The 21,936-nt window shown below is 66.3% G+C and carries 23 protein-coding genes and 2 riboswitches; of the genes, 20 read left to right on the forward strand and 3 right to left on the reverse strand.

The window, feature by feature from the left end:
• Window positions 1–8 precede the first annotated feature (8 nt).
• From tenA to cobJ, 8 genes are all read left to right on the forward strand, one after another.
• Window positions 9–671 carry a thiaminase II gene (gene tenA / locus D0Z70_RS05810; protein ID WP_182913857.1) on the forward strand — a complete coding sequence of 221 codons (663 nt, stop codon included), beginning with the start codon at window positions 9–11 and terminating at the stop codon, window positions 669–671.
• A gap of 70 nt (window positions 672–741) precedes the next feature.
• A riboswitch (cobalamin riboswitch) is annotated at window positions 742–977 on the forward strand.
• Window positions 978–1,176: 199 nt separating this feature from the next.
• On the forward strand, window positions 1,177–2,199 hold the full coding sequence (locus D0Z70_RS05815; protein ID WP_119744656.1) for a HoxN/HupN/NixA family nickel/cobalt transporter: 1,023 nt from the start codon (window positions 1,177–1,179) through the stop codon (window positions 2,197–2,199).
• 61 nt (window positions 2,200–2,260) lie between these two features.
• Window positions 2,261–2,492: riboswitch (cobalamin riboswitch) on the forward strand.
• A gap of 184 nt (window positions 2,493–2,676) precedes the next feature.
• Complete coding sequence (gene cobW, locus D0Z70_RS05820; protein WP_119744511.1) at window positions 2,677–3,714, forward strand: cobalamin biosynthesis protein CobW; 1,038 nt, start codon at window positions 2,677–2,679, stop codon at window positions 3,712–3,714.
• A 9-nt stretch (window positions 3,715–3,723) separates the two neighbouring features.
• On the forward strand, window positions 3,724–6,975 hold the full coding sequence (cobN, locus tag D0Z70_RS05825) for a cobaltochelatase subunit CobN (protein WP_119744512.1): 3,252 nt from the start codon (window positions 3,724–3,726) through the stop codon (window positions 6,973–6,975).
• Entirely contained in the window at window positions 6,972–8,081 is a 1,110-nt protein-coding gene (locus D0Z70_RS05830) for a cobalamin biosynthesis protein CobG (RefSeq protein ID WP_119744513.1), read from the forward strand. The genes cobN and D0Z70_RS05830 overlap by 4 nt, the downstream gene beginning before the upstream one ends.
• Entirely contained in the window at window positions 8,081–8,710 is a 630-nt protein-coding gene (locus D0Z70_RS05835; RefSeq protein ID WP_119744514.1) for a precorrin-8X methylmutase, read from the forward strand. The genes D0Z70_RS05830 and D0Z70_RS05835 overlap by 1 nt, the downstream gene beginning before the upstream one ends.
• Window positions 8,707–9,444, forward strand: a complete 738-nt coding sequence (gene cobI, locus D0Z70_RS05840) for a precorrin-2 C(20)-methyltransferase (RefSeq protein WP_119744515.1) — start codon at window positions 8,707–8,709, stop codon at window positions 9,442–9,444. Before D0Z70_RS05835 ends, cobI begins: the two co-directional genes overlap by 4 nt.
• Window positions 9,441–10,196, forward strand: coding sequence for a precorrin-3B C(17)-methyltransferase (gene cobJ / locus D0Z70_RS05845; RefSeq protein WP_119744516.1), 756 nt, complete (start codon window positions 9,441–9,443; stop codon window positions 10,194–10,196). Before cobI ends, cobJ begins: the two co-directional genes overlap by 4 nt.
• On the opposite strand, the gene D0Z70_RS05850 is transcribed toward cobJ, so the two are convergent.
• The gene (locus D0Z70_RS05850) at window positions 10,172–10,921 is read right to left on the reverse strand and encodes a cobalt-precorrin-6A reductase (protein WP_119744517.1); all 750 of its coding nucleotides are present in this window, start codon (window positions 10,919–10,921) and stop codon (window positions 10,172–10,174) included. The two genes, cobJ and D0Z70_RS05850, sit on opposite strands and share 25 nt — an antisense overlap.
• Between D0Z70_RS05850 and cbiE the strand changes: the two genes are divergently transcribed.
• From cbiE to cobS, 11 genes are read left to right on the forward strand one after another with little or no spacing between them, the layout of a single operon-like run.
• Complete coding sequence (gene cbiE / locus D0Z70_RS05855) at window positions 10,911–12,116, forward strand: precorrin-6y C5,15-methyltransferase (decarboxylating) subunit CbiE (protein WP_420820370.1); 1,206 nt, start codon at window positions 10,911–10,913, stop codon at window positions 12,114–12,116. The two genes, D0Z70_RS05850 and cbiE, sit on opposite strands and share 11 nt — an antisense overlap.
• The gene (locus tag D0Z70_RS05860; protein ID WP_119744519.1) at window positions 12,113–12,478 is read left to right on the forward strand and encodes a cobalamin biosynthesis protein; all 366 of its coding nucleotides are present in this window, start codon (window positions 12,113–12,115) and stop codon (window positions 12,476–12,478) included. Before cbiE ends, D0Z70_RS05860 begins: the two co-directional genes overlap by 4 nt.
• Window positions 12,475–13,260, forward strand: a complete 786-nt coding sequence (gene cobM, locus D0Z70_RS05865) for a precorrin-4 C(11)-methyltransferase (protein WP_119744520.1) — start codon at window positions 12,475–12,477, stop codon at window positions 13,258–13,260. The genes D0Z70_RS05860 and cobM overlap by 4 nt, the downstream gene beginning before the upstream one ends.
• Entirely contained in the window at window positions 13,257–14,564 is a 1,308-nt protein-coding gene (locus D0Z70_RS05870) for a cobyrinic acid a,c-diamide synthase CobB (protein ID WP_119744521.1), read from the forward strand. Before cobM ends, D0Z70_RS05870 begins: the two co-directional genes overlap by 4 nt.
• A complete protein-coding gene (cobF, locus tag D0Z70_RS05875; protein ID WP_119744522.1) occupies window positions 14,561–15,325 on the forward strand; it encodes a precorrin-6A synthase (deacetylating) in 765 nt (254 codons plus the stop codon). The genes D0Z70_RS05870 and cobF overlap by 4 nt, the downstream gene beginning before the upstream one ends.
• Complete coding sequence (cobO, locus tag D0Z70_RS05880; RefSeq protein WP_119744523.1) at window positions 15,315–15,923, forward strand: cob(I)yrinic acid a,c-diamide adenosyltransferase; 609 nt, start codon at window positions 15,315–15,317, stop codon at window positions 15,921–15,923. Before cobF ends, cobO begins: the two co-directional genes overlap by 11 nt.
• Window positions 15,920–16,567, forward strand: a complete 648-nt coding sequence (gene bluB, locus D0Z70_RS05885) for a 5,6-dimethylbenzimidazole synthase (RefSeq protein WP_119744524.1) — start codon at window positions 15,920–15,922, stop codon at window positions 16,565–16,567. The genes cobO and bluB overlap by 4 nt, the downstream gene beginning before the upstream one ends.
• Window positions 16,568–16,598: 31 nt before the next feature.
• Window positions 16,599–17,006 (forward strand): DUF1636 domain-containing protein, encoded by a 408-nt coding sequence (locus D0Z70_RS05890; RefSeq protein ID WP_119744525.1) that lies wholly within the window; start codon window positions 16,599–16,601, stop codon window positions 17,004–17,006.
• Entirely contained in the window at window positions 17,003–18,019 is a 1,017-nt protein-coding gene (gene cobT / locus D0Z70_RS05895) for a nicotinate-nucleotide--dimethylbenzimidazole phosphoribosyltransferase (protein WP_119744526.1), read from the forward strand. The genes D0Z70_RS05890 and cobT overlap by 4 nt, the downstream gene beginning before the upstream one ends.
• Complete coding sequence (locus D0Z70_RS05900; RefSeq protein ID WP_119744527.1) at window positions 18,016–18,585, forward strand: histidine phosphatase family protein; 570 nt, start codon at window positions 18,016–18,018, stop codon at window positions 18,583–18,585. The genes cobT and D0Z70_RS05900 overlap by 4 nt, the downstream gene beginning before the upstream one ends.
• Window positions 18,582–19,286, forward strand: a complete 705-nt coding sequence (gene cobS / locus D0Z70_RS05905) for an adenosylcobinamide-GDP ribazoletransferase (RefSeq protein WP_119744528.1) — start codon at window positions 18,582–18,584, stop codon at window positions 19,284–19,286. The genes D0Z70_RS05900 and cobS overlap by 4 nt, the downstream gene beginning before the upstream one ends.
• Here cobS and cbiB read toward each other — a convergent pair.
• Together cbiB and D0Z70_RS05915 are read right to left on the reverse strand one after the other, a co-directional pair.
• On the reverse strand, window positions 19,283–20,218 hold the full coding sequence (gene cbiB, locus D0Z70_RS05910) for an adenosylcobinamide-phosphate synthase CbiB (RefSeq protein ID WP_119744529.1): 936 nt from the start codon (window positions 20,216–20,218) through the stop codon (window positions 19,283–19,285). The genes cobS and cbiB overlap by 4 nt on opposite strands.
• Window positions 20,211–21,158: an aminotransferase class I/II-fold pyridoxal phosphate-dependent enzyme gene (locus tag D0Z70_RS05915; protein ID WP_182913858.1), complete on the reverse strand. Its 948-nt coding sequence runs from the start codon at window positions 21,156–21,158 to the stop codon at window positions 20,211–20,213. The genes cbiB and D0Z70_RS05915 overlap by 8 nt, the downstream gene beginning before the upstream one ends.
• Before the next feature lie 128 nt (window positions 21,159–21,286).
• Here D0Z70_RS05915 and cobU point away from each other — a divergent pair, with 128 nt between their 5' ends.
• Window positions 21,287–21,811, forward strand: a complete 525-nt coding sequence (cobU, locus tag D0Z70_RS05920) for a bifunctional adenosylcobinamide kinase/adenosylcobinamide-phosphate guanylyltransferase (RefSeq protein ID WP_119744531.1) — start codon at window positions 21,287–21,289, stop codon at window positions 21,809–21,811.
• The last annotated feature ends 125 nt before the right edge of the window (window positions 21,812–21,936 follow it).

Raw genomic sequence — 21,936 nt, forward strand, 5'->3', positions numbered from 1 at the left:
ACATAGCGATGGGCTTTTGCGATCAGATCTGGGCGGAGGTCGCCCCGCTGCGGCAGGCGATCCTGGCCCATCCATTCCTGACCGCGCTGGCCGACGGCACACTGCCGCGCGACAGTTTCCAGCATTATATCGTGCAGGACAGCCTCTATCTCGCCGAATATGCCCGCGTGCTTGCGATCGCCGCGGCCCGCGCACCCAGCGCTGCCGGACGGCTGGAATTTTCCGACGGGGCGAAGGTCGCGGTGCAGGTGGAGGAAGGCCTGCATCAGGCCTTCTTCGCACAGTTCGGGGTCACGGCAGCCATGGTGCAGGCCGCCGAACCGACCCCGGCCTGCCTTGGCTATACCAGCTATCTGGCCAGTCTCGCCGCGACCCGCAGCTATGAGGAACTGATCGCAGCCATCCTGCCCTGCTTCTGGGTCTATTGGGAGGTCGGCTGCGCCATCAAGCCGCGCGCCACCAGCCCCAACCCCTATGCGCCATGGATCGACACCTATGCCGATCCGGGCTTTGGCGCAGCGACCGACCGGGTCCACGCGCTGGTGGACGAAGCGGCGGCCGCCACAACGCCGACAATGCGCGACGCCATGGCCCGCGCTTTTCGCAATGCGACCCGTTACGAATGGATGTTCTGGGATTCGGCCTGGCGGCTTGAAACCTGGCCGGTCTAATGCGCGAAGGCCATTGGCCTTTGCCATAATCTCATCTAGGGATGCGCACGGAAGCTGGTTCATGCCGGTTTCCAAACATGATCGCGCCGGTGCCCTGCCAAGGGGCTTAATCGGGAATGTGGTGCGGGCGGTTTGCCGCCTTAATCCACGGCTGTCCCTGCAACTGTAAGCGGAGAGCGCGATGCACACGCCCCGATATCCGAGGGGCAGCCACTGGGCCGGACGCTAAATCCTGCGAGGCCTGGGAAGGCGCGCATCAAGCTGTGACCCGCAAGCCAGGAGACCTGCCGGCGTCTGGTCGCTCTTGCCCTGGCCCAGGGGATGGCCGTGGCACGGTGAACTCCGTCTGAGCGACGTGCAAGCGGCGGGGCCGCTTCGGGACGTGCGTTGGCCGCCTTTGGCGTCCGGTCGCCGCGCGTGTCGGCTGTCGCGTTGCGTCAGCAGGCCCGGCCATGTCGCAGGACGCCGGGGGGAGACGCTTGTGAGCGACCCGAAAAACAAGGGAATGACGCGGCTGCGTAGTCGCGTCGCGATACTGATCGCCGCGCTGATTGTGGCGAATATGGCCGCCTGGGGCTGGGCCTTCAGCCTGTTTCATGCGCAACCACTGATGCTGGGGACGGCGCTGCTCGCCTGGGGTCTCGGCCTGCGCCACGCTGTCGATGCCGATCATATCGCGGCGATCGACAATGTGACCCGCAAGCTGATGCAGGACGGGCAGCGGCCCATCTCCGTCGGCCTGTGGTTTGCCATCGGCCATAGCAGCATCATCGCCATCGCGTCGGTCCTGATCGTGCTGACTACCAACGCCCTGTCGGACTTCGTCTGGTTCAAACAGGTCGGCGGCGTGGTGGCGACGGCCGTTTCAGCGCTGTTCCTGTTCGCGATTGCGGGCATGAACCTCGTCATCCTGCGATCGGTATGGTGCAGCTTTGCCCATGTGCGGGCAGGCGGCGTCTATAATGAGGAGGACCTGGACCTGCTGCTGTCCGGCCGCGGCCTGCTGGCCCGGATGTTCCGGCCGATGTTCCGGTTGGTCAACCGCAGCTGGCACATGGCCCCTTTGGGCTTCCTGTTCGGCTTCGGTTTCGATACCGCCACCGAGGTCGCCATATTGGGCATGTCCGCGCATCAGGCGGCCAACGGCCTGTCGATTGGCACCATATTGGTCCTGCCCGCTTTGTTCGCGGTCGGCATGGCGCTGATCGATACGCTGGACGGGGTCGTCATGCTGGGCGCCTATGACTGGGCGTTCGTCAAGCCTATCCGCAAACTCTATTACAACATCACCATCACCCTGATTTCCGCGATCGTCGCCATCGTCATTGGCGGGATCGAAACGCTCGCGCTAATTGGCGACAAGTTGGGTCTTGCTGGCTGGCCGTGGGACATGGCGGGCGCGCTGGGCGAGAATTTCAACAGCCTGGGCTTTGCCATTATCGGTCTGTTCCTGTTCTGCTGGGTCGCCAGCTTCCTCATCTACCGCTGGCGGCGCTTCGACGAAATCGAAGTGCGGCGGGCGACCTGATCATGCTTGGCTTGAGGATAAAACTGGATTAGGGGAACGCCTGAAAGCCGGTTTGCGCCGGTTCTCACATGATCGCGCCGGTGCCTCGCAAGAGGCTTAATCGGGAATATGGTGCGGGCGGTTTTCCGTCCAAATCCATGGCTGTCCCTGCAACTGTAAGCGGATAGCGCGATGCACATCGCTCCTCTTTTGGGGGAGCAGCCACTGGACGGCGCGTCATGCGCGAATCCGGGAAGGCGTGCATCAAGCTGTGACCCGCGAGCCAGGAGACCTGCCGGCGCACCGGTCGCTCTTGCCCAGATCCAGGGGATGGTCTTGGCACGGTAACTCTCCGTCTGAGCGACGAGTCCATGCGGCCGGGGCCGCATCGGTGCGTTGCGCCGGGCGACTTTGCGCGCCTGTCCGTCGTCGCGCGCCGACCGGCGACGTGCGCCGGTACGCCCCGCCCTTCGTCGTCGCGGCGCGCGGAGAATTGCCATGTCGGACCTCACCAAGGTGCCCGTCACCATCGTCACCGGCTTTCTGGGCGCGGGGAAAACCACGCTCATCAGCCACCTGATCCGCAACGCGGGCGGGCGGCGGCTGGCCGTCGTCGTCAATGAATTCGGCACGCTGGGGGTGGATGGCGACATCCTCAAATCCTGCGCCATTCCCGATTGCCCGGCCGATAATATCGTCGAACTGGCCAATGGCTGCATCTGCTGCACCGTGGCGGACGATTTCATTCCCACGGTCGAACATCTCCTCGCGCTCGATCCCCGGCCCGACCATATCCTCATTGAAACATCGGGTCTCGCGCTGCCCAAACCCCTGCTCAAGGCATTCGACTGGCCCGCGATCCGCAGCCGCATCACCGTGGACGGAGTGCTGGCGCTGGCCGACGCCGAAGCGGTGGCCGCAGGCCGCTTCGCGCCCGATCTGGTCGCTATAGAAGCGCAACGCGCTGCCGATCCGGGCATCGACCATGAAACGCCATTGGCCGAAGTGTTCGAGGACCAGCTGGCCTGCGCCGACATGGTGTTGCTGACCAAGGTCGATCTGGCCGGGCCGGATGGCGTGGCAGCGGCGCGCACGGTCATCGCGGCGGAAGCCCCGCGTCCCGTTCCGGTGATCGAACTGACCGACGGCGTCATCGACCCGCGCCTGATCCTGGGCCTTGGCGCAGCGGCGGAAGATGACATCGCGTCCCGCCCGTCCCACCATGATGGCGAGGACGAGCATGAGCATGAGGATTTCGACAGCGTCGTGATCGCGCTGGGCGAAATCACCGACCCCGCCGTGTTGACCAGCCGGATCGAGGCACTGGCCCGCGACCGGCAGATATTGCGGGTGAAGGGCTATGCCGCGGTGACCGGCAAGCCGATGCGACTGCTGGTTCAGGCGGTCGGCGCGCGGGTGCGTTGCCATTATGACCGGCTATGGCAGCCCGGCGAACCGCGCGGCACGTCTCTGGTGGTGATCGCCGAGCATGACCATATCGACCCCGATACCATCCGGGCGGCGCTGTTGGACTGAGCGCGCACGATGCACGTCATTTTCCGTGAAACGCCAGGCATGGAGGATGTCGCCAGTCCGCAGGATCTGGCGCAGCCCCCTGCGGCAATTGTGGTCCTGTCCTTTTCCGACAGCGATCTGGGCGCGTTTGCGGCCGGGTGGCGGCTGGGCAAGGGATTGCCGACGCTGCGCCTCGCCAATCTGGCGACGCTGGCGCATCCGCTCTCGGTCGACACCTATATCGAACGCACCCTGTCCGGCGCGAAGGCAATCCTGATCCGGCTGATCGGCGGCGCATCCTACTGGTCCTACGGCCTGCAACAGGTGGAGGCACTGGCCAGGGCGCAGGGCATTGCACTGGCCGTGTTGCCGGGAGACGGACGGGATGACGCGCGGCTGGATGCAGCATCGACCCTGTCAGTCGATCGGCTGCGGATGCTGGCGCGGCTGTGCGATATCGGCGGGCCGGACGCCGCGCTGGCGACGCTTTGGACGTTAGCGCACCATGCCGGTCTTGTCGTGGATGGCATAGTCAAGTCCCGACCCATCGCGACCATTGGGGCATGGCGGGCGGGCGAAGGCGTCACCTGTCCGGCCACATTCGCCCTCACGTCGGTCAGGCCGCGCATCCTGATGCTCTTCTACCGATCCTATCTGGTCGCGGACGATCTTGACCCGTTCGTCGCCTTGCAGACGGCGTTCGAGCAACGCGGCTTCGATATCATCGCCCTGTTCGCGCCGTCGCTCAAAGCCGCCGATGGGCGCGGCTGGTTGACCCGCTGGGCGAGCGCACTGGCCCCCGCCGCGATCGTCAACGCCACTGCCTTTTCCGCGCGCGGCGAGGATGGCCAAACCCCGTTCGATAGCATCGACGTGCCGATGATCCAGATCGCATTGGCCACCAACAGCCGTGCGGCCTGGGCGGACGCCGCGCGAGGCCTGTCGCCCGCAGACCTGGCCATGCATATCGTGCTGCCGGAGATGGACGGGCGGATTTTCGCTGGGGTGGCGAGCTTCAAGGGTGCCGAAGCGCGCGACCCTGACCTGCACCACGCCCGCGCGCGCCATCGCGCCGATCCCGCGCAGGTCGCAGCGATCGTTGATCGGGTGACGGGCTGGATCGCGTTGGCGACAAAACCCGCCGCTACGCGGAAACTGGCGCTATTGCTCTCCACCTATCCGGGCAAGGCGTGGCAAATGGCCCATGCGGTCGGACTGGACGCGCTGGCATCGGCACAGGCCGTGCTGGAGGATCTGGCGGGGGCTGGTTATGCCACTGCTGCCAGCGCTGACCTGCCGCAACGACTGACAGAAGAGCGCATCTACTGGCCGCTCTCGCACTATCGCGCAGCCCTCGAAACACTCTCGCCATCCCTGTGCGCCGACATCGCCACCGCATGGGGAGAGCCGGAAAGCGACCCTTCGGTGCTAGACGGCCACTTCGCCTTTGCCGCTTTCCGCGCAGGCCATATCCTCGTCGCGCTCCAGCCCGAACGGGGAGATGCCGCCGCGCGCGATCAGGACTATCATGACCTGTCGCGCTGCCCATGCCATGCCTATATCGCTTTCTATCTCTGGCTGCGGGAGCAGCGGATCGACGCGCTGGTCCATATGGGCGCGCATGGTACGCTCGAATGGTTGCCGGGCAAGGCCGTCGCGCTGTCGGACGATTGCTGGCCGCAGGCGCTGACCGGGGCGGTGCCGGTCATCTATCCCTTCATCGTCAATGATCCGGGCGAAGCGGCGCAGGCGAAGCGACGGATCGGCGCGGTGACGATCGGTCATGCCCCGCCACCGCTTGCCCCCACCCGCAGCGGCGCAGGGCTGGCGCGGATCGAGGCGCTGCTCGACGAATTTTCCAATGCCGATGGGCTGGACCCGGCGCGGCGGGCGCGGTTGCAGACCGACATTGCCGATGAAGCGCGCGCGCTGGGGCTGGAAACGGAACTGGGCATCGCGGCGGATGCGTCGCCGGTCGAGATCATCACCCGCATCGACCGCTTCGTCTGCGACGTCAAGGAAAGCCAATATGGCGACGGGCTGCACCTGTTTGGCCGGGGCGAGCATGGTGCGGTGGAGCGGGACGGACTGCTGGCGGCGCTGGCCGGACGACGGGTCGCACCCGGCCCGTCAGGATCGCCACATCGCGGTCGCACCGACGTGCTGCCGACCGGGCGGAACCTCTACAGCATCGACCCGCGCGCCGTCCCTTCACGCAGCGCCCATGCGCAGGGGGTGCGGATGGCACAGGAAGTGGTGCGCCGCCATTTGCAGGATCAGGGCGACTATCCCCGCGCGATAGTGATCGACCTGTGGGGATCAGCGACGATGCGCACGGCGGGCGAGGATTACGCCATGGCGCTGCACCTGCTGGGCGTGAAGCCGGTGTGGGATACAACGTCGGAACGGGTGACGGGGATCGAGATACTGCCGCTGTCGTTACTCGACCGACCCCGCATCGATGTGACGCTGCGCGTGTCCGGCCTGTTTCGCGATGCCTTCCCAACGCTGGGCACGCTGTTCGGGCAGGCGGTGCGCGCGCTGGGCGAATGCGATGAGCCGACCGACCACAACCCATTCATCGGTCGCCTGGCCACACCGCGCGTCTATGGGCCGCAACCGGGGCGTTATGGGCTGGGCATGGGCGATGCCGCCGAAACTTACTCAGACGCCGCACGGAAAGCGGCGGGCGAAGCCTGGCTGGCGGCATCCGACCATGCGTTCGATATGCCCGGCACGGCAGCAGACCCCAACGGACTGCGCGCACGGGTCGCGGCCGCGGACAGCTTCGTCCATGCGCAGGATCTGCCCGAAACCGACCTGCTGCTCGCCGCCGACTATCCCGCGCATGAAGGCGGCTTCGCTGCCGCGCAGGCGGTGACGGGCGGCAGCGCCGCGCTCTACCATCTCGACAATCGCGACCCCACCCGGCCAACCGCACGCAGCCTGACCGAAGAGATTGCGCGCGTGGTGCGAGCGCGGGCCGCGCATCCCGGCTGGATCAGCGGCATTATGCGACATGGCTTTCGCGGCGGAGCGGAAATTGCCGCGACACTCGACCATCTGGGGGCGTTTGCCCATCTGACCGGACAAGTGCCCTCGCACCTGTTCGACCTCTATCATGACGCAACGCTGGGCGAAGCAGATGTGTGCGCCTTCCTGAACCGCGAGAACCCCGGCGCGCTGGCGGCGATGGAGCAGCGCTTCGCCGCACTTCATTCCGCCGGGCTGTGGCGCACCCGGCGCAATTCGATCCTCGCCAGTCTGGAGCCGCAGCCATGAGCAGCTTTGCGGTGAAGGGTTGGTGCCCCGATGCATGGCACCCGATGGCGGCGGGCGATGGTCTGATCGTCCGGGTGCGGCCAATGCTGGGCCGGGTTACCCGCGCGCAAATGACCGTGTTGGCCGAGGCAGCGACGGTCCATGGCAATGGCCAGATCGACCTGACCAGCCGCGCCAATCTCCAGCTACGCGGCGTGAGAGAAGCAGCCCTATCCGCCTTGCTCACGACATTGGTTGCGACAGGACTGGTCGATCCTGATCCAGTGATCGAAACCCGGCGCAATCTGCTGGTCGCACCGGATTGGCAGGAAGGCGACGACACGGCCCGGATCGCACGGAGCTTGATCGCAAGGCTGGGCGAACTGCCCGAACTGCCCGGCAAGGTCGGCTTCGTCATCGACGCCGGGGAGGCCTGCGCGCTGTTCCACGAAGGCGGCGACTTCCGCATCGAGCGCGGACAGCATGGCGGCCTGATCCTGCGCGCTGATGGTCATGCGACCGGGTCGGTGGTGGAGCAGGGCGCGGAGGTCGATGCACTGTTGGCGCTCACCCACTGGTTCATCGAAAGCGGCGGTAGGGGTTCCGGGCGCATGGCGCGGCATCGGGCCACTCTCCCGCCCTTTGCCGCTGGCGCGATCCCGCCCGCTCATCCCGCTCGCCCGGTGGTGCCGGGCGGCCACGTGCTGGGCGTGCCATTTGGCCGCATGGCGGCAGAACAACTGTTAGGCCTTGGCCCTATCGACGCGATCCGCCTTACCCCGTGGCGGATGCTGTTGATCGAGGGGCGAGGGACGCCCGCCAACGACGGCTGGATCACCGATGCCGGCGATCCACTCCTGCGCGTCGATGCCTGCCCCGGCGAGCCCGACTGTCCACAATCGACCGTCGAAACCCGCGCCTTTGCCCGCCGCCTTGCCCCTCATGTCACAGGCCGCCTGCACGTGTCGGGTTGCGCCAAGGGCTGCGCCCGCGCCGCGCCTGCCGATGTCATGCTGACCGGGCGAGACGGCCGGCTCGATCTGGCGACCGATGCCCGCGCGGCTGATCCGCCGCTGCAATCCGGCCTGACGCAGGCTGCCCTCCTTGCCCATTTCGGAGCCGATTGATGCCCCATAGCTACCAAACCGATGGCGCGGCGATCTATCGTCAGTCCTTCGCCATGATCCGCGCGGAGGCCAACCTTGCCTGCTTTGCCGCCAGCGAAGAGCCGGTCGCGGTGCGGATGATCCATGCCGCCGGAATGGTCGATCTCGCCCGCCATATCCGTTTTTCCGAAGGCTTCGTGGACGTTGCGCGCACCGCATTGGCGGCTGGCGCGCCGATCCTCTGCGACGCGCGGATGGTGTCCGAAGGCGTGACCCGCACCCGCCTGCCCGCCGACAATCCCGTCATCTGCACGCTGCACGATCCACAAGGCGCCGGTCTGGCGCAGGCAATCGGCAACACCCGCTCCGCCGCCGCGCTGGAATTGTGGCGGCCCTATATCGCTGGCGCACTCGTTGCGATCGGCAATGCGCCCACTGCGCTGTTCCATCTGCTCAACATGCTGGAGGATCCCGCCTGCCCGCGCCCCGCAGCCATCATCGGCTGCCCGGTCGGCTTCGTCGGCGCGGCAGAATCCAAGGATGCCTTGTGGGCGGCGCAACCCGTTCCCTGCGCGATTGTCGAGGGACGTCTCGGTGGCAGCGCGATCACCGTCGCGGCGGTCAACGCGCTGGCGAGTGAAGCAGAATGAACGCGATCACCACCATCGGCACCATCCACGGCGTCGGCCTTGGCCCCGGCGCGCAGGACCTGCTCAGCGTCCGCGCCGACCGGTTGGTGCGCGGCGCGCGCCATGTCGCCTATTTCCGCAAGGCCGGACGACCCGGACAGGCGCGGCGCATTGTCGAGGGGATGCTGCGCACGGACGTGATCGAAATCCCGATGGAATATCCGGTCACGACCGAAATCCCAGTGACCGATCCGCGCTACAACCAGTGCCTGTCCGCTTTTTACGCCGATTGTACCGCCCGGCTCGCTACATTGGCGCTGGGCGGCGCGGATGTCGTGGTCCTGTGCGAGGGCGATCCCTTTTTCTACGGCTCCTTCATGCATCTGCACAGCCGCCTGTCGGGCATCGCGCCGGTCGCGGTCGTGCCGGGGATCAGTGGCATGGCCGGCGCCTGGACCGCTTCGGGCGCACCGATCAGCTGGGGCGATGATGTGCTGACCGTGCTGATGGCGACCATGGCGGAGGAAGAACTGACCCGCCGCATCCGCGATACCGACGCGCTGGTGGTGATGAAGATCGGCCGCAACCTCGCCAAGCTGCGCCGCGCCGTCATCGCCGCTGGCCGCGCTGAGTCCGCCTGGCTGGTCGAACATGCAGCCATGCCCGACCAGCGCGTGAGCCGGCTGGTCGAGGCGGATCGGGTCACCCCCTATTTCTCGATCCTGCTAATCCATGGACAAGGGCGACGGCCATGAGCGGGTCCGGCTGGATCGCCATAGCGGGCCTTGGACCGGGCAGCGACGCCATGGTCACGCCGCAGGTGACCGAGGCACTGGCGCAGGCGACGGACGTAATCGGCTATATCCCCTATGTCGCGCGGGTCGCGCCACGCGCGGGGCTGACGCTGCACCCGTCCGACAATCGGGTAGAGCTGGATCGGGCAGGCCATGCGCTGCAACTGGCCGCTGCCGGACGGCGCGTCGTCATCGTGTCCTCCGGCGACCCCGGCGTGTTCGCGATGGCGGTCGCTTTGTTCGAGGCGCTGGACAACGGGCCGCCCCATTGGCGCGACCTGCGTATTGACGTGTTGCCCGGCATTACCGCTATGCTGGCCGCCAGTGCGCGGGCGGGCGCACCGCTCGGCCATGATTTCTGCGCGATCAATCTGTCGGACAATCTGAAGCCCTGGGATCTGATCGAGCGGCGGGTGCGGCTGGCGGTGGAGGCGGACTTCGCCATCGCCTTCTACAATCCGCGATCGAAAGCCAGGCCCGACGGCTTCGCTGCGATCCTGCACCTGTTGCGCGAAGCCTGCGACGATGACCGCCCCATCCTGTTCGCCCGCGCCGTATCAACCCCCGACGAGACATTGCATATCGTGCCATTATCGCAGGCCACACCCGACATGGCCGATATGCGCACCATGGTCATTGTCGGGTCGAGCCGCACCCGCCTGATCGAGCGGACGGCGGGAGCGATCCTCTATACTCCACGGTCAGCAGCATGACCCAGCCACTCCATGACCGCTTGCGGATCATCCACCTCGATCCGCTGCGGCAAGACCGGCCGGTCGATCAGCAGGACCGGCAGCCCCAGCGTTCGCGCCGCAATCAGTTTCGCCTCCGCACCAGTCCCGCCCGCATTTTTGCAGACCAGCAGGTCAATGCCATGGTCGCGCATCAATTGTGTGTCGGCTTCCGCCGTGAACGGGCCACGATCAACGACCAGGCCATGCTTGGGCAAGGCGGGCGAGGTTGCGGGCGCATCGACGAAGCGCAACAGATAATGATGCTGTGGCCGGGCGGCGAAAGCATCGACATGCATCCGCCCCAGCGCGAGCATGACGCGGCGGGCCGGGCCGGCCAGCCCAGCCACGGCGCCGGCGATGTCGGGCACAGGGGTCCAGTCATCGCCAGCCTGCGGCGTCCACGCCGGACGGCTGAGCGCGATCAGCGGCACGGCGGTGATATTGGCCGCCGCGACCGCATTAGCGCTCATCGTCGCTGCGAAGGGATGGGTCGCATCGATCAAATGGGTGACCCGATGGTCGCGCAGATAGCGCGCCAGCCCCTCCACCCCGCCAAAGCCACCTATCCGCACCGGCACCGGCTGCGCGCGCGGCTGTTCGGTGCGCCCGGCATAGCTGAGCGTCGCCCGCATCCCGGCATCGGCCAGCAGGCGGGCGAGCGCGCTCGCTTGCGTCGTGCCGCCCAGCAGCAGGATGTTGGGCATGGCTGACGCTCCCTGGCTGACGATCATCGGCATCGGTGAGGATGGAGCCGACGGCCTCGCCTTAGCGGCGCGCGATGCGCTGGCGCAAGCGCAACTGGTGATGGGCGCAGCGCGGCATCTGGCACTGCTGCCTGCGCTCGATTGCGCCGTGCAGGAATGGCCGGTGCCGTTTGCCGATGGCGTGCCGCTGCTGCTGGCACAGCGCGGGCGGCGCGTGGTGCTGCTGGCGTCGGGTGATCCCTTCTGGTTCGGGGCAGGATCGGTCGTGACGGCGCATCTTCAGCCCGGCGAATGGTGCGCCCACCCTGCCCCCTCCACCTTCGCACTGGCCGCAGCGCGACTGGGCTGGGCGATTGAACGGACGGTCTGCGTCGGGCTGCACGCTACGCCGCTGTCCCGCATCCGCCCGCATCTGGTCCCCGGTGGTCATATCATCGCGCTGCTCCGCGATGGCGCAGCGGTGGGGGATATGGCTGATTATCTGAATGCTCTGGGCTTCGGCGCATCCCAGCTATATGTGCTGGAGGCGCTGGGCGGCCCGCGCGAACGCATCCGCGCCGCGCCTGCCAGCGATATGGACTTCACCGACATAGCGCATCCGGTCGCTGTCGGCATCGCCTGCGCCGGGGACGGTATGGCCCTGCCCTGTGCGTCAGGGTTGCCCGATACGCTGTTTGCGCATGACGGGCAAATGACCAGGCGACCCGTCCGGGCGCTCGCCCTCTCCGCCCTCGCGCCACGCGCTGGCGAATTGCTCTGGGACATTGGCGCGGGTTCCGGTTCGATCGGGATCGAATGGCTGCTCGCCCACCCTGCCAATCGCGCGACAGGTTTTGAAGCTGATCCGGCGCGCGCCGCCCGTGCCACCGCCAATGCCGCCGTGTTGGGCGTCGATCGGCTCCAAGTCATCACGGGTCGCGCGCCCGCCATACTACCCAATTGCGCACCCGACGCCGTATTCATCGGCGGCGGCCTGTCCGACGCCTTGCTCACCCATCTCTTCGCTCGATTGCCCTCCGGCACCCGCCTCGTCGCCAACGCCGTGACGCTAGAATCCGAAGCGCTCCTCGCTCGCGCTCATGACGAGAAGGGCGGCGATCTGCTGCGAATCGAGCTGGCCGACGCCGCGCCTTTGGGCAGCCGCCGCGGCTGGCGCGCCCATTATCCGCTGGTGCAATGGAGTGTCACCTTATGATCGCCGCAGGCTTTGGCTTTCGGCAAGGCACAAGCCTTGCGTCACTCGAAAGCGCGCTCGCGCTGGCGCAAGAGGGACTGCCCGCCGTCACCGCCTTCGCCGCGCCATTGGACAAGACCGCGCTGCTCCGCCCACTGGCCGATGCTATGGGCGTGCCGCTCCATGTCATACCGCGCGAAGCCCTGCGCGCGCAGGTCACTCCGACTAGCTCCGACGCCAGCTTGCTTGCCTATGGTGTCGGCAGCGTCGCCGAAGCCGCAGCGCTCGCCGCAGCGGGGCCGGGTGCCACCCTGCTCTCCCAGCGCCACATTTCTGCCGATCACATGGCGACCTGCGCCATCGCCCAAGGAACCCCCGCATGACCGTCCATTTCATCGGCGCCGGTCCCGGTGCGCCCGATCTGCTTACCCTGCGCGGCCGCGACCTGATCGCTGCATCGCCCGTCTGCCTCTATGCCGGGTCGCTGGTGCCGCAAGCGCTGCTGGCGCACTGCCCGCCCGATGCCCGGATCATCAATACAGCATCACTCTCGCTGGACCAGATCATGGCACAGATCGAAGCCGCCGATGCGCAGGGCCATGACATCGCCCGCCTCCATTCGGGCGACATGTCAATCTGGTCGGCGATGGGCGAACAATTGCGACGACTGCGCGCGCTGGACATCCCCTTTACCGTTACGCCGGGCGTCCCCGCTTTCTCCGCCGCTGCCGCTGCGCTGGAGGCCGAATTCACCCTGCCGGGCCTCACCCAGTCATTGGTCCTGACGCGCACGCCGGGCCGCGCCAGCACCATGCCACCTGCCGAAAGCCTGACCAATTTCGCCGCAACCGGCGCGACACTGGCGATCCACCTCTCCATCCATCAGCTCGACCGGGTGGTCGCAGATCTGACCCCCGCTTATGGCCCGGACTGCCCGGCCGCAGTGGTGTGGCGCGCCAGTTGGCCCGACCAGCGCATCGTCCGCGCGACGCTGGCCACGATCGAACAGGCGGTCGCGGGCAGTATGGAACGCACCGCACTGATCATCGTCGGGCAAGTGCTGGCCAACGATGATTTTGGCGAAAGCAGCCTCTATGCGACCGGCTATGACCGGCGCTTCCGCCCGCAAAGTGCGCAGTCGCCTTTCGCAGGTGAACAGGTATGAGCGTCCCCGGCCTCATGATCGCCGCCGCGGCTTCGGGGACCGGCAAGACCACGGTGATGCTGGGCCTGCTGCGTGCATTGGCGCAGGATGGGCTGGCGGTGCAGCCGTTCAAGAGCGGGCCGGACTATATCGACCCGGCGTTTCACCGCGCCGCCAGCGGCCGCGCCTCCTATAATCTTGACAGCTGGGCGATGACGCCCGGCCTGATCGACGCGATCACCGCCCGCGCGACCGGCGCGGACATCATCCTGACCGAAGGGTCGATGGGCCTCTATGACGGCGTCGCACGCGCCGGGGCCAGCGGCAATGGCGCAAGCGCCGACATGGCACGGCGCATGGGCTGGCCGGTGATATTGGTGGTCGATGTCAGCGGCCAGGCGCAATCGGCGGCGGCCACCGCGTTGGGCTTTCGGCTGTATGATACTAGGCTGCCTTTTGCCGGTGTGATCCTGAACCGCGTCGCCAGCCCGCGCCATGAACGGCTGGCCCGGCGGGGCATGGAGCAGGCGGGGATCACCGTGTTTGGCGCGCTTCCCCGGCGCGGTGACCTGACCCTGCCGGAGCGGCATTTAGGACTGGTACAGGCGATCGAGCATCCCGATCTGGACCGGGCGATCACCGACTATGCCGCCTTCCTGCGCGCCCATTGCGATCTGGTCGCGATCGTCGCCGCGGCGCGCCATGGATCGTCAGGCATAGCCGGATCGCTGCCATCGCCCCCCGCGCAACGGATCGCCCTCGCACAGGATGCTGCTTTCTCCTTCACCTATCCCCATCTGCTCGAAGGCTGGCGGCGGGCTGGCGCGCAGATCATCCCCTTCTCGCCACTGGCCAACGAAGCGCCAGCTACTGACGCGGATCTGGTCTGGCTGCCCGGCGGCTATCCCGAACTTCATGCCGGAAGGATCGCGGCGGCGGAGCATTTCCTCACCGGCCTGCGCACCCACGCTGCCACCCGTCCGGTCCATGGCGAGTGTGGCGGCTATATGGTGCTGGGCGACGCGCTGATCGACAAGGCGGGGGAAAGCCATCGCATGGCCGGTCTGCTGTCCCTCGTCACCAGCCATGCCAGGCGGCAGATGCATCTGGGCTATCGTCATGCGCAGTTGCTCGCACCAATTGGCGCAATGACGGCAGGCACCAGCCTACGCGGCCATGAATTTCATTATTCCACCATCGTCGAACAGCGCGACGCTCCCCTCGCCTGCGTCACCGACGCCGATGGCGCGACCGTCGCCGAAACCGGGTCGCATCGCGGCACAGTGACCGGCACCTTCTTTCATATGATCGCACCCGACGCATGATCGCCATCGACCTGATCGGCATCGGCACCGGCAACCCGGATCATCTGACGGCGGCAGCGGTCCGGGCGATGAACGATGCCGACCTGATCCTGCTGCCACGTAAGGGTGACGCCAAGTCTGACCTTATCGACCTGCGCCGCAACCTCTGCGCCGCGGTGCTGACGGCCAAGCCCAATGTGGTGGAGTTCGACCTGCCGGCCCGCGACGGACGCGATGATTATCTGGGCGCGGTAAGCGACTGGCACGACGCCATTGCGACCGCATGGCGAGACGCAATCGAAAAGCATCTGCCCAAAGGCGGACGGCTGGCGCTGCTCGTCTGGGGCGATCCCTCGCTCTACGACAGCAGCCTGCGCATCGCCGACCAGCTGCGCGTCGGCGGCATGGCGCTGATCCTGCGCGTCATACCGGGCATCACCAGCATTCAGGCGCTGACCGCCGCCCACGCTATCCCGCTCAACGCGCTGGCCGATCCGGTGCTGATCACCACCGGCCGCCAGTTGCGCGTGCACGGCTGGCCCGATGGCGTCGGCACGCTGGTCGTCATGCTCGACAGCGGATGCGCCTTCGACGCAATCGACCCCGTGGGCGTCCACATCTGGTGGGGTGCCTATCTCGGCATGGCGCAGGAGGCACTGGTCGCGGGGTCGCTGGCCGAAGCCGCACCCCGCATCGCCACGCTCCGCGCCGATCTGCGCGCCCGCCATGGTTGGATCATGGACATTTACCTGATGCGAAAGGAGACGCCCGATGGACGCTGAGACGATCGAAGCCCGGCACGCTGAAAAAATGCGCAAGAAACAGGCCGCGCAAACGAAGATCATGGCCAGCAAGACCCAGGAAAAAGGTCTGCTGATCGTCCACACCGGCAAGGGCAAGGGCAAGACCTGTGCGGCATTGGGCATGGTCGTTCGCGCGATCGGTCATGGCATGAAGGTCGGCGTCGTCCAGTTCGTCAAGGGCGCGATGACCACCGGCGAGAAAGTCGTGTTCGACGCCTTCCCAACCCAAGTGGAATTCAAGCCGATGGGCGAAGGCTTCACCTGGGACACGCAGGACCGCAGCCGCGACATCGCCGTGGCCCGCAATGGATGGGACGAGGTTCGCCGGATGATCGCCGACCCATCCTATGACATGGTGCTGGCGGACGAGTTGAACATCGTCCTGCGCTACGACTATCTGCCGCTGGACGAGATATTGCCGGTGCTGACCGGACGCAGCGCCATGAAGCATGTCATCGTTACCGGTCGCAATGCGCCCGACGCACTGGTCGAGGCAGCTGATCTAGTCACCGACATGACGATGGTGAAACATCCCTTCCGGTCAGGCGTGAAAGCGCAAAAGGGGATCGAGTTCTGAACGCGGCCCCGCCCCGGTTCGACGCCGCCTTCGCCGCGCAGCTTGACATGCTGCTGCGCTGGCGGCGCGACGTGCGCCATTTCCGGCCCGATCCGGTCGCGCCAGCGGACATGGACGGGTTGCTGGCCGCGACGGCACTTGCGCCATCGGTGGGCAACGCCCAGCCATGGCGCTTCGTCCGTATCGCATCGTCCACACTAAGACAGGCTCTGGCAGATCATGTCGACACGGAAGTCGCCCGTGCGGCGGAACGTTATGTCGGCACGGATCGCGAAGCCCGCTATCGCGCGCTCAAACTGCACGCCGTTGCGCAAGCGCCCGAATTGATGGCCGTCTATTGCGACGAAGCACCCTGTGCAGGCCATGGCCTTGGCATCGCGACCATGCCCGAAATGCTGCGCTATTCGACGGTCATGGCCATCCACACGCTGTGGCTGGCGGCGCGCGCGCGCGGGATCGGCATGGGCTGGGTGTCGATCCTGGACCCTGTACAGGTCAATGTCATGCTCGACGTTCCCGCCCCCTGGTCGCTGATCGCGCTGCTGTGCATCGGTTACCCGTCAGACGACAGCGCCACCCCCGAACTGGAACAGCGCGACTGGCAGGCGCGCGAGCCCTGGCGCGACCGGATCGTCACGCGATAACCCCCTCCCCGTTGAAAGGACAAGCTTGCCCATGCTGAAACCCGTGGATGACGGCCCCGCCATCGTGGCGTGCAACACTTGCCGCCATAGCAAGGACGCGCGTGAGAATGGCGATGGCCAGCGCGGTGGCGCGCAACTGGTCGAACAGTTGCGGCAAGTGCAGGCCAGCCACCCGCGCTATGCCGGCATCGCGGTGCAGGAAATGGCCTGCCTGTTCGCCTGCGCAGACTTTTGCACCGTTCATCTGCGCGCGCCGGGTCGGGTCGGCTATGTGCTGGGCCGCTTCGATCCCGACGAACAGGCGGCAACCGCGATCCTTGACTATGCCGTCCATTATGCCGCCAGCGAGCATGGCCGGGTGCCCTTCGGCCAATGGCCACAGGGCGTGAAGGGCCATTTCATCACCCGCACCCCGCCGCCGGGCTTCGTCGCCGAATGAGGTATTTTGCTTCCCCCGGCGCCTTCGACATGGCTCTGCGCACATTGCCGGAAGCGCAGCCAGCCAGCATCGCCGCCGCTGCCGAGCGACAGGCGCACCTCACCAAGCCCGCCGGATCGCTGGGTCGGCTTGAGGAAATCGCTTTGTTCTTCGCCGGATGGCAGGGGACGCCGCGCCCGTTGATCGACCATGCCCGCGCAGTTATCTTTGCGGGCAATCATGGCGTCACCGTCCATGGCGTCAGCGCCTTCCCTGCCAGCGTCACCGCCGCGATGGTCGATAATTTCCGCAACGGCGGCGGCGCGATCAACGCGCTGGCGCAGGCGGCGGGGATGGACGTGGACATCGTAGCGCTGGACCTCGACCGCCCAACGGCGGATTTCACCGTGGATGCCGCGATGGATGAGGCGGATTGTCTCGCGGCGTTGCAGGCAGGCGCGGCGGCGGTCGATACGGGGCTGCATCTGCTGATCGTGGGCGAAATGGGGATCGGTAATTCGACCGCAGCGTCAGCTTTGTGCGCCCGCAGTTTAGGCGGCAGCGCGGCGGATTGGGTCGGGCCGGGAACAGGCATGGATCAGGCGGGGATTGACCGCAAGATCGCGGTTGTGAACCGTGCTCTTACGCATCACACAGATGCCGCGCATACCCCGTTCGAGACATTGCGGCGATTGGGTGGACGCGAAATCGCGGCGATAGCAGGTGCAGTGGTGCAGGCGCGGCACCTCAGCATTCCGGTCGTGCTCGACGGCTTCATCTCCTGCGCGGCGGTCGCCCCGCTGGCAGCCAGCTTTCCCGCCATCACTGATCATCTGATCGCCGGGCATATGTCCGCCGAACCGGGCCATCGCCGCCTGCTGGAGCGACTGGGCCTGCCCCCGCTCCTCTCGCTCGACATGCGGCTGGGCGAAGGCAGCGGCGCGGCGCTGGCGGTCGGGATCATCCGGGGTGCGCTGGCGGCGCATAACGGCATGGCGACCTTTGCCGAAGCGGGCGTGGCAGGCCGGGAATGAGCAGCTTTACCCTGCATCTGCTGCGCCACGGTGAACCGGAAGGCGCGGGGCGGTTGCTTGGCCGTAGTGATGCGAGACCAACATCGGCAGGCATCGCCGCCTGTGTCGAGCGAGCGTGTGGGCTGGCCGTACATGGGCTTATATCCTCCGACCTCCAACGCGCCAGCAAGGCGGCAAGGGCAATTGGCGGATCGCTTGGCCTGCCAGTGACGATCGATCCGCGCTGGCGCGAAATGGATTTTGGCGCATGGGACGGTCTGGCCACCACCCAGATTGACAACGCTGCGCTCGGACGCTTCTGGACCAACCCGGATGCCAACCCGCCACCAGATGGCGAAACCTGGTCTACACTGGTCAAGCGCGTAACCGCTGCGATCGATGCGCTGCCGTCCCGGCCTACGCTGGCCGTTACCCATGGCGGTGCCATGCGGGCTGCGCTGGCGGCACTTTGCGGGTTTGATCATCGGCAGGTCTGGGCCTTCGACCTGCCCTATGCCGCGCTGCTATCGCTCAAGCTGTGGCGGGGCGACGCGCCCTCCGCGCAGATTATCGGGCTGCGGTCATGAAAGGCCTGATCATCGCTGCGCAGTTTCTGACCCGTCTCCCCTTCCCCTCCATTGCGGTGGATGACGACGCCTTTGCCCGGTCGATGCGCTGGTTTCCTGCGGTTGGCCTGCTGATCGGCCTGTTCCTGACGGGTGGCGCACAGCTCCTGCGTGGCGATGCCTGGATCGCGGCGCTAGCGGTGCTGCTGCTCTGGATCGGCATCACCGGCGCGCTCCATATCGACGGCCTTGCCGATCTCGCCGATGCAGTCGGCGCGGGCCACAAAGACCCAGCGCGCTTCCGGGCCGTCATGGCTGATCCGCATGTCGGCAGTTTCGGTGTCGTCGCAATCATGCTGCTGTTGCTCGCCAAGCTGGTCCTGCTCCGCGCGCTGATCGAGCAGGATAACAATCTGCCATTGCTGCTGATCCCCTTTGCCGCGCGGATCGGCCCACTAATATGGGCAAGATGGCTCCCCCCGCTCCATGCCGGCCTGGGCGCACGCTTTGCCGATGCGGTCGGCTGGCCTCATATTGCGTTTTGGTTCGGCCTGCTGATCGCGAGCACCTGGCTAGTCCCCGCCATGCTGGCCGCGCCATTGCTGATTGCCCTCTGGGCGCTCTGGCTCAAACGCCGGGTCGGCGGCGTGTCAGGCGATTGCCATGGCGCGGGGATCGAACTGGTCGAGGTGGGCCTGTTCGCGATCGTCGTGACAGGTTAGAACCACATCACGACCGCAGCGATCCCCCACAGGAGCAGGCACGCACGGCGATAGAAACGCAAAGCCAGGCGAATATCATCCGGTCCCGCATCTGCGCGTCCCGCCCCGATCCAAGGCTTGTCATGGACCACGCCATCATAGGCGATCGGCCCCGCCAACTGCAGTTCCAATGCCCCTGCCATCGCCGCTTCGGTCCAGCCAGCATTAGGCGATGCGTGCCGACCATGGTCGCGCACCATCGTTCGCCAGCCGCCCATCCCTGCAACGCACAACACCAGCCCACCCAGCCGCGCCGGGATCAGATTGGCCACATCATCAATCTGCGCCGCCGCCCAGCCGAACGCGCGCCAGCGGTCCTCAAGATGGCCAATCAGGCTGTCGGCAGTATTGATCGCCTTGTAGCACCAGACACCCGGCAATCCACCGACGACCAGCCAGAACAAAGGGGCGGCAACCCCGTCGCAAAAGCTCTCCGCCAGACTTTCGATCGCCGCGCGCGCCACCCCGCTCTCGTCCAGCGCTGCCGTATCGCGCCCCACGATCATCCCGACGGCACGCCGCGCGCCGCCCAAATCGCCACGCTCCAGCGCCTGTGCAACCGGCAGCACATGATCATGCAGACTGCGTTGGGCCAGCGCGGGCCAGGCCAGCAGCGCAACGCCGATCCATCCCAACCCGCCAGGCATCATCGTCAACCCCGCCTGCGCCAGCCGGCACAGCCCGCCGGTCAGCACCAGCAACAGCGCCATGGTGACGACACCCAGCACGCGACGCCGCGCAAAGGACCAATGCGGCCGATTGCCCCAAGTCTCACCCCGATCAATCAAGGCTGCGAATAGCCCGACCGGATGGCCAATCCGCCGATAGAGCGCGCCGGGCCAGCCAATCGCCGCATCCAGCACCAATGCCGCCAGCGCAACCGGATCAGCCATCGGCCAAGGCCCGGTCGAGCCGGTCCAGTTCGTCCGCACGGGCCGGAACCCCCAGCCGCAACCAGCACGGCGCATAGTCGAATGGCCGAGTCAGGATGCCGCGTCGCGCCAGCCGATCGAACAGCCGCGCGGCATTGCATTCCACCAGCCTGAACAGCGGCGACTGCCCCGTCGCCCTCAGCCCATGCCGCACCAGCATGGCGTCCAGCGCAGCGACTCGTTCGCTCAATCGCTGCCGGGTGGCCGCGATCCATCGCGCGTCACCATAGGCCGCCGTGCCGATCGCGATGGCCGCGGCGGACAGGGGCCAACTCCCCAGCATCGCCCGCCATCGTTCAATCAGCGCTTGCGGGCCAACCGCAAAGCCCAAACGGACCCCCGCCAATCCGAAAAACTTGCCGAAGGACCGCAGCACGACCACCGGCGCATCTCCATCCAGCGCGGGCAACAGGCTCCCCCGCTCATGCGCGTCGATGAAGGCCTCATCGACCACCAGCCAACCACCCTTTGCCGCGAGCTTATGGGCGATGGCTACCAGTTCCGCCACCGTCATCAGCCGCCCGTCCGGGTTGGCCGGATTGGCCAGCAGGATCGTCCCGCCCTGCCCGGCCTCCTGCGCAAGCGCGCCATAATCAATCGCCCGGCTATCGGCAAAAATCTCGCCATGGGTGCGATATCCCGGCGCGACATGACGGAACGGCGCGGGCAATCCCAGCATCGACAGGCCGCGCAGCCCCAATTCGGTGCCAGGCAGCGCCAGCACGCCATGACCCTGCACACCGAAATGCACAGCCGCGACCTGTTCCAGCAAGGCCAGATCGGTCTCATCCGGCAGGCGTCGCCAATCGATGCGCAGGCGATCAATGCCATCCCAAGGATCAGGGTTAATCCCGGTCGACAGGTCCAGCCACGATCCGCTCACCTGCGGAAAAGCCGCCATGGCCTGCGAAAGGCGACCGCCATGATGAGTCCAGTCTGGCAAAACAGGCGTTCCGTTCTTGTCTATCCGATGATGCCGTTCGCCAATAAGTTGCTAAAGGACAATCGAAAAAACGCCGGAAATGAACGATGAATGAGAAGCCGTTTGACAAATCCCTGCTGGTCCTGGGCGGCGCGCGGTCAGGCAAAAGCCGTTTTGCCCAGGCGCAGGCGGAAAGTCGGTCCGGCAATCTGGTCTATATCGCTACAGCGCAGGCGCTGGACGATGAAATGACCCAGCGTATCGCCCGGCACCAGGATGACCGCGGCGCGCGCTGGCGCACGGTCGATGCTCCGCTCGATCTGGCCGCTGCAATCGCCGCCGAAAGCCGGGCGGACCGGGTGCTGCTGATCGACTGCCTGACCTTATGGGCCTCCAATCTGCTCTTTGCAGAACGTGATCTCGCACCGGCAATCGAAACAGTGACCAACGCCATCACCCTCGCTGCCGGCCCGCTGATCTTCGTCTCCAATGAAGTGGGCTTGGGCATCGTTCCCGACAATGCCATGGCCCGGCGTTTCCGCGATATGGCGGGTGAGATTAATCAGGCGGTGGCCGCCGCCGTCGATCAGGCCGTCTTCATCGCCGCCGGTTTACCGCTCCGGCTGAAATAACATCCACATATTTATACGCATATTATCGGCGTAACGTGACAGCGATATGCCATTTACCCTTCTATTCGTCCTATTAACAGGCATATATTATGATATCTTCCGCTCCACAGACGCCAAATCCGATG

It is taken from the genome of Sphingobium terrigena, assembly GCF_003591655.1.
GTDB lineage: Bacteria > Pseudomonadota > Alphaproteobacteria > Sphingomonadales > Sphingomonadaceae > Sphingobium > Sphingobium terrigena.

Excerpts from the sequence above, each read along its gene's own strand:
- tenA (WP_182913857.1), top strand. The coding sequence starts at position 9 with ATGGGCTTTTGCGATCAGATCTGGGCGGAGGTCGCCCCGCTGCGGCAG.
- D0Z70_RS05815 (WP_119744656.1), top strand. The coding sequence starts at position 1,177 with ATGACGCGGCTGCGTAGTCGCGTCGCGATACTGATCGCCGCGCTGATT.
- cobW (WP_119744511.1), top strand. The coding sequence starts at position 2,677 with ATGTCGGACCTCACCAAGGTGCCCGTCACCATCGTCACCGGCTTTCTG.
- cobN (WP_119744512.1), top strand. The coding sequence starts at position 3,724 with ATGCACGTCATTTTCCGTGAAACGCCAGGCATGGAGGATGTCGCCAGT.
- D0Z70_RS05830 (WP_119744513.1), top strand. The coding sequence starts at position 6,972 with ATGAGCAGCTTTGCGGTGAAGGGTTGGTGCCCCGATGCATGGCACCCG.
- D0Z70_RS05835 (WP_119744514.1), top strand. The coding sequence starts at position 8,081 with ATGCCCCATAGCTACCAAACCGATGGCGCGGCGATCTATCGTCAGTCC.
- cobI (WP_119744515.1), top strand. The coding sequence starts at position 8,707 with ATGAACGCGATCACCACCATCGGCACCATCCACGGCGTCGGCCTTGGC.
- cobJ (WP_119744516.1), top strand. The coding sequence starts at position 9,441 with ATGAGCGGGTCCGGCTGGATCGCCATAGCGGGCCTTGGACCGGGCAGC.
- cbiE (WP_420820370.1), top strand. The coding sequence starts at position 10,911 with ATGTTGGGCATGGCTGACGCTCCCTGGCTGACGATCATCGGCATCGGT.
- D0Z70_RS05850 (WP_119744517.1), bottom strand. The coding sequence starts at position 10,921 with ATGCCCAACATCCTGCTGCTGGGCGGCACGACGCAAGCGAGCGCGCTC.
- D0Z70_RS05860 (WP_119744519.1), top strand. The coding sequence starts at position 12,113 with ATGATCGCCGCAGGCTTTGGCTTTCGGCAAGGCACAAGCCTTGCGTCA.
- cobM (WP_119744520.1), top strand. The coding sequence starts at position 12,475 with ATGACCGTCCATTTCATCGGCGCCGGTCCCGGTGCGCCCGATCTGCTT.
- D0Z70_RS05870 (WP_119744521.1), top strand. The coding sequence starts at position 13,257 with ATGAGCGTCCCCGGCCTCATGATCGCCGCCGCGGCTTCGGGGACCGGC.
- cobF (WP_119744522.1), top strand. The coding sequence starts at position 14,561 with ATGATCGCCATCGACCTGATCGGCATCGGCACCGGCAACCCGGATCAT.
- cobO (WP_119744523.1), top strand. The coding sequence starts at position 15,315 with ATGGACGCTGAGACGATCGAAGCCCGGCACGCTGAAAAAATGCGCAAG.
- D0Z70_RS05890 (WP_119744525.1), top strand. The coding sequence starts at position 16,599 with ATGCTGAAACCCGTGGATGACGGCCCCGCCATCGTGGCGTGCAACACT.
- cobT (WP_119744526.1), top strand. The coding sequence starts at position 17,003 with ATGAGGTATTTTGCTTCCCCCGGCGCCTTCGACATGGCTCTGCGCACA.
- D0Z70_RS05900 (WP_119744527.1), top strand. The coding sequence starts at position 18,016 with ATGAGCAGCTTTACCCTGCATCTGCTGCGCCACGGTGAACCGGAAGGC.
- cobS (WP_119744528.1), top strand. The coding sequence starts at position 18,582 with ATGAAAGGCCTGATCATCGCTGCGCAGTTTCTGACCCGTCTCCCCTTC.
- cbiB (WP_119744529.1), bottom strand. The coding sequence starts at position 20,218 with ATGGCTGATCCGGTTGCGCTGGCGGCATTGGTGCTGGATGCGGCGATT.
- D0Z70_RS05915 (WP_182913858.1), bottom strand. The coding sequence starts at position 21,158 with ATGGCGGCTTTTCCGCAGGTGAGCGGATCGTGGCTGGACCTGTCGACC.
- cobU (WP_119744531.1), top strand. The coding sequence starts at position 21,287 with ATGAATGAGAAGCCGTTTGACAAATCCCTGCTGGTCCTGGGCGGCGCG.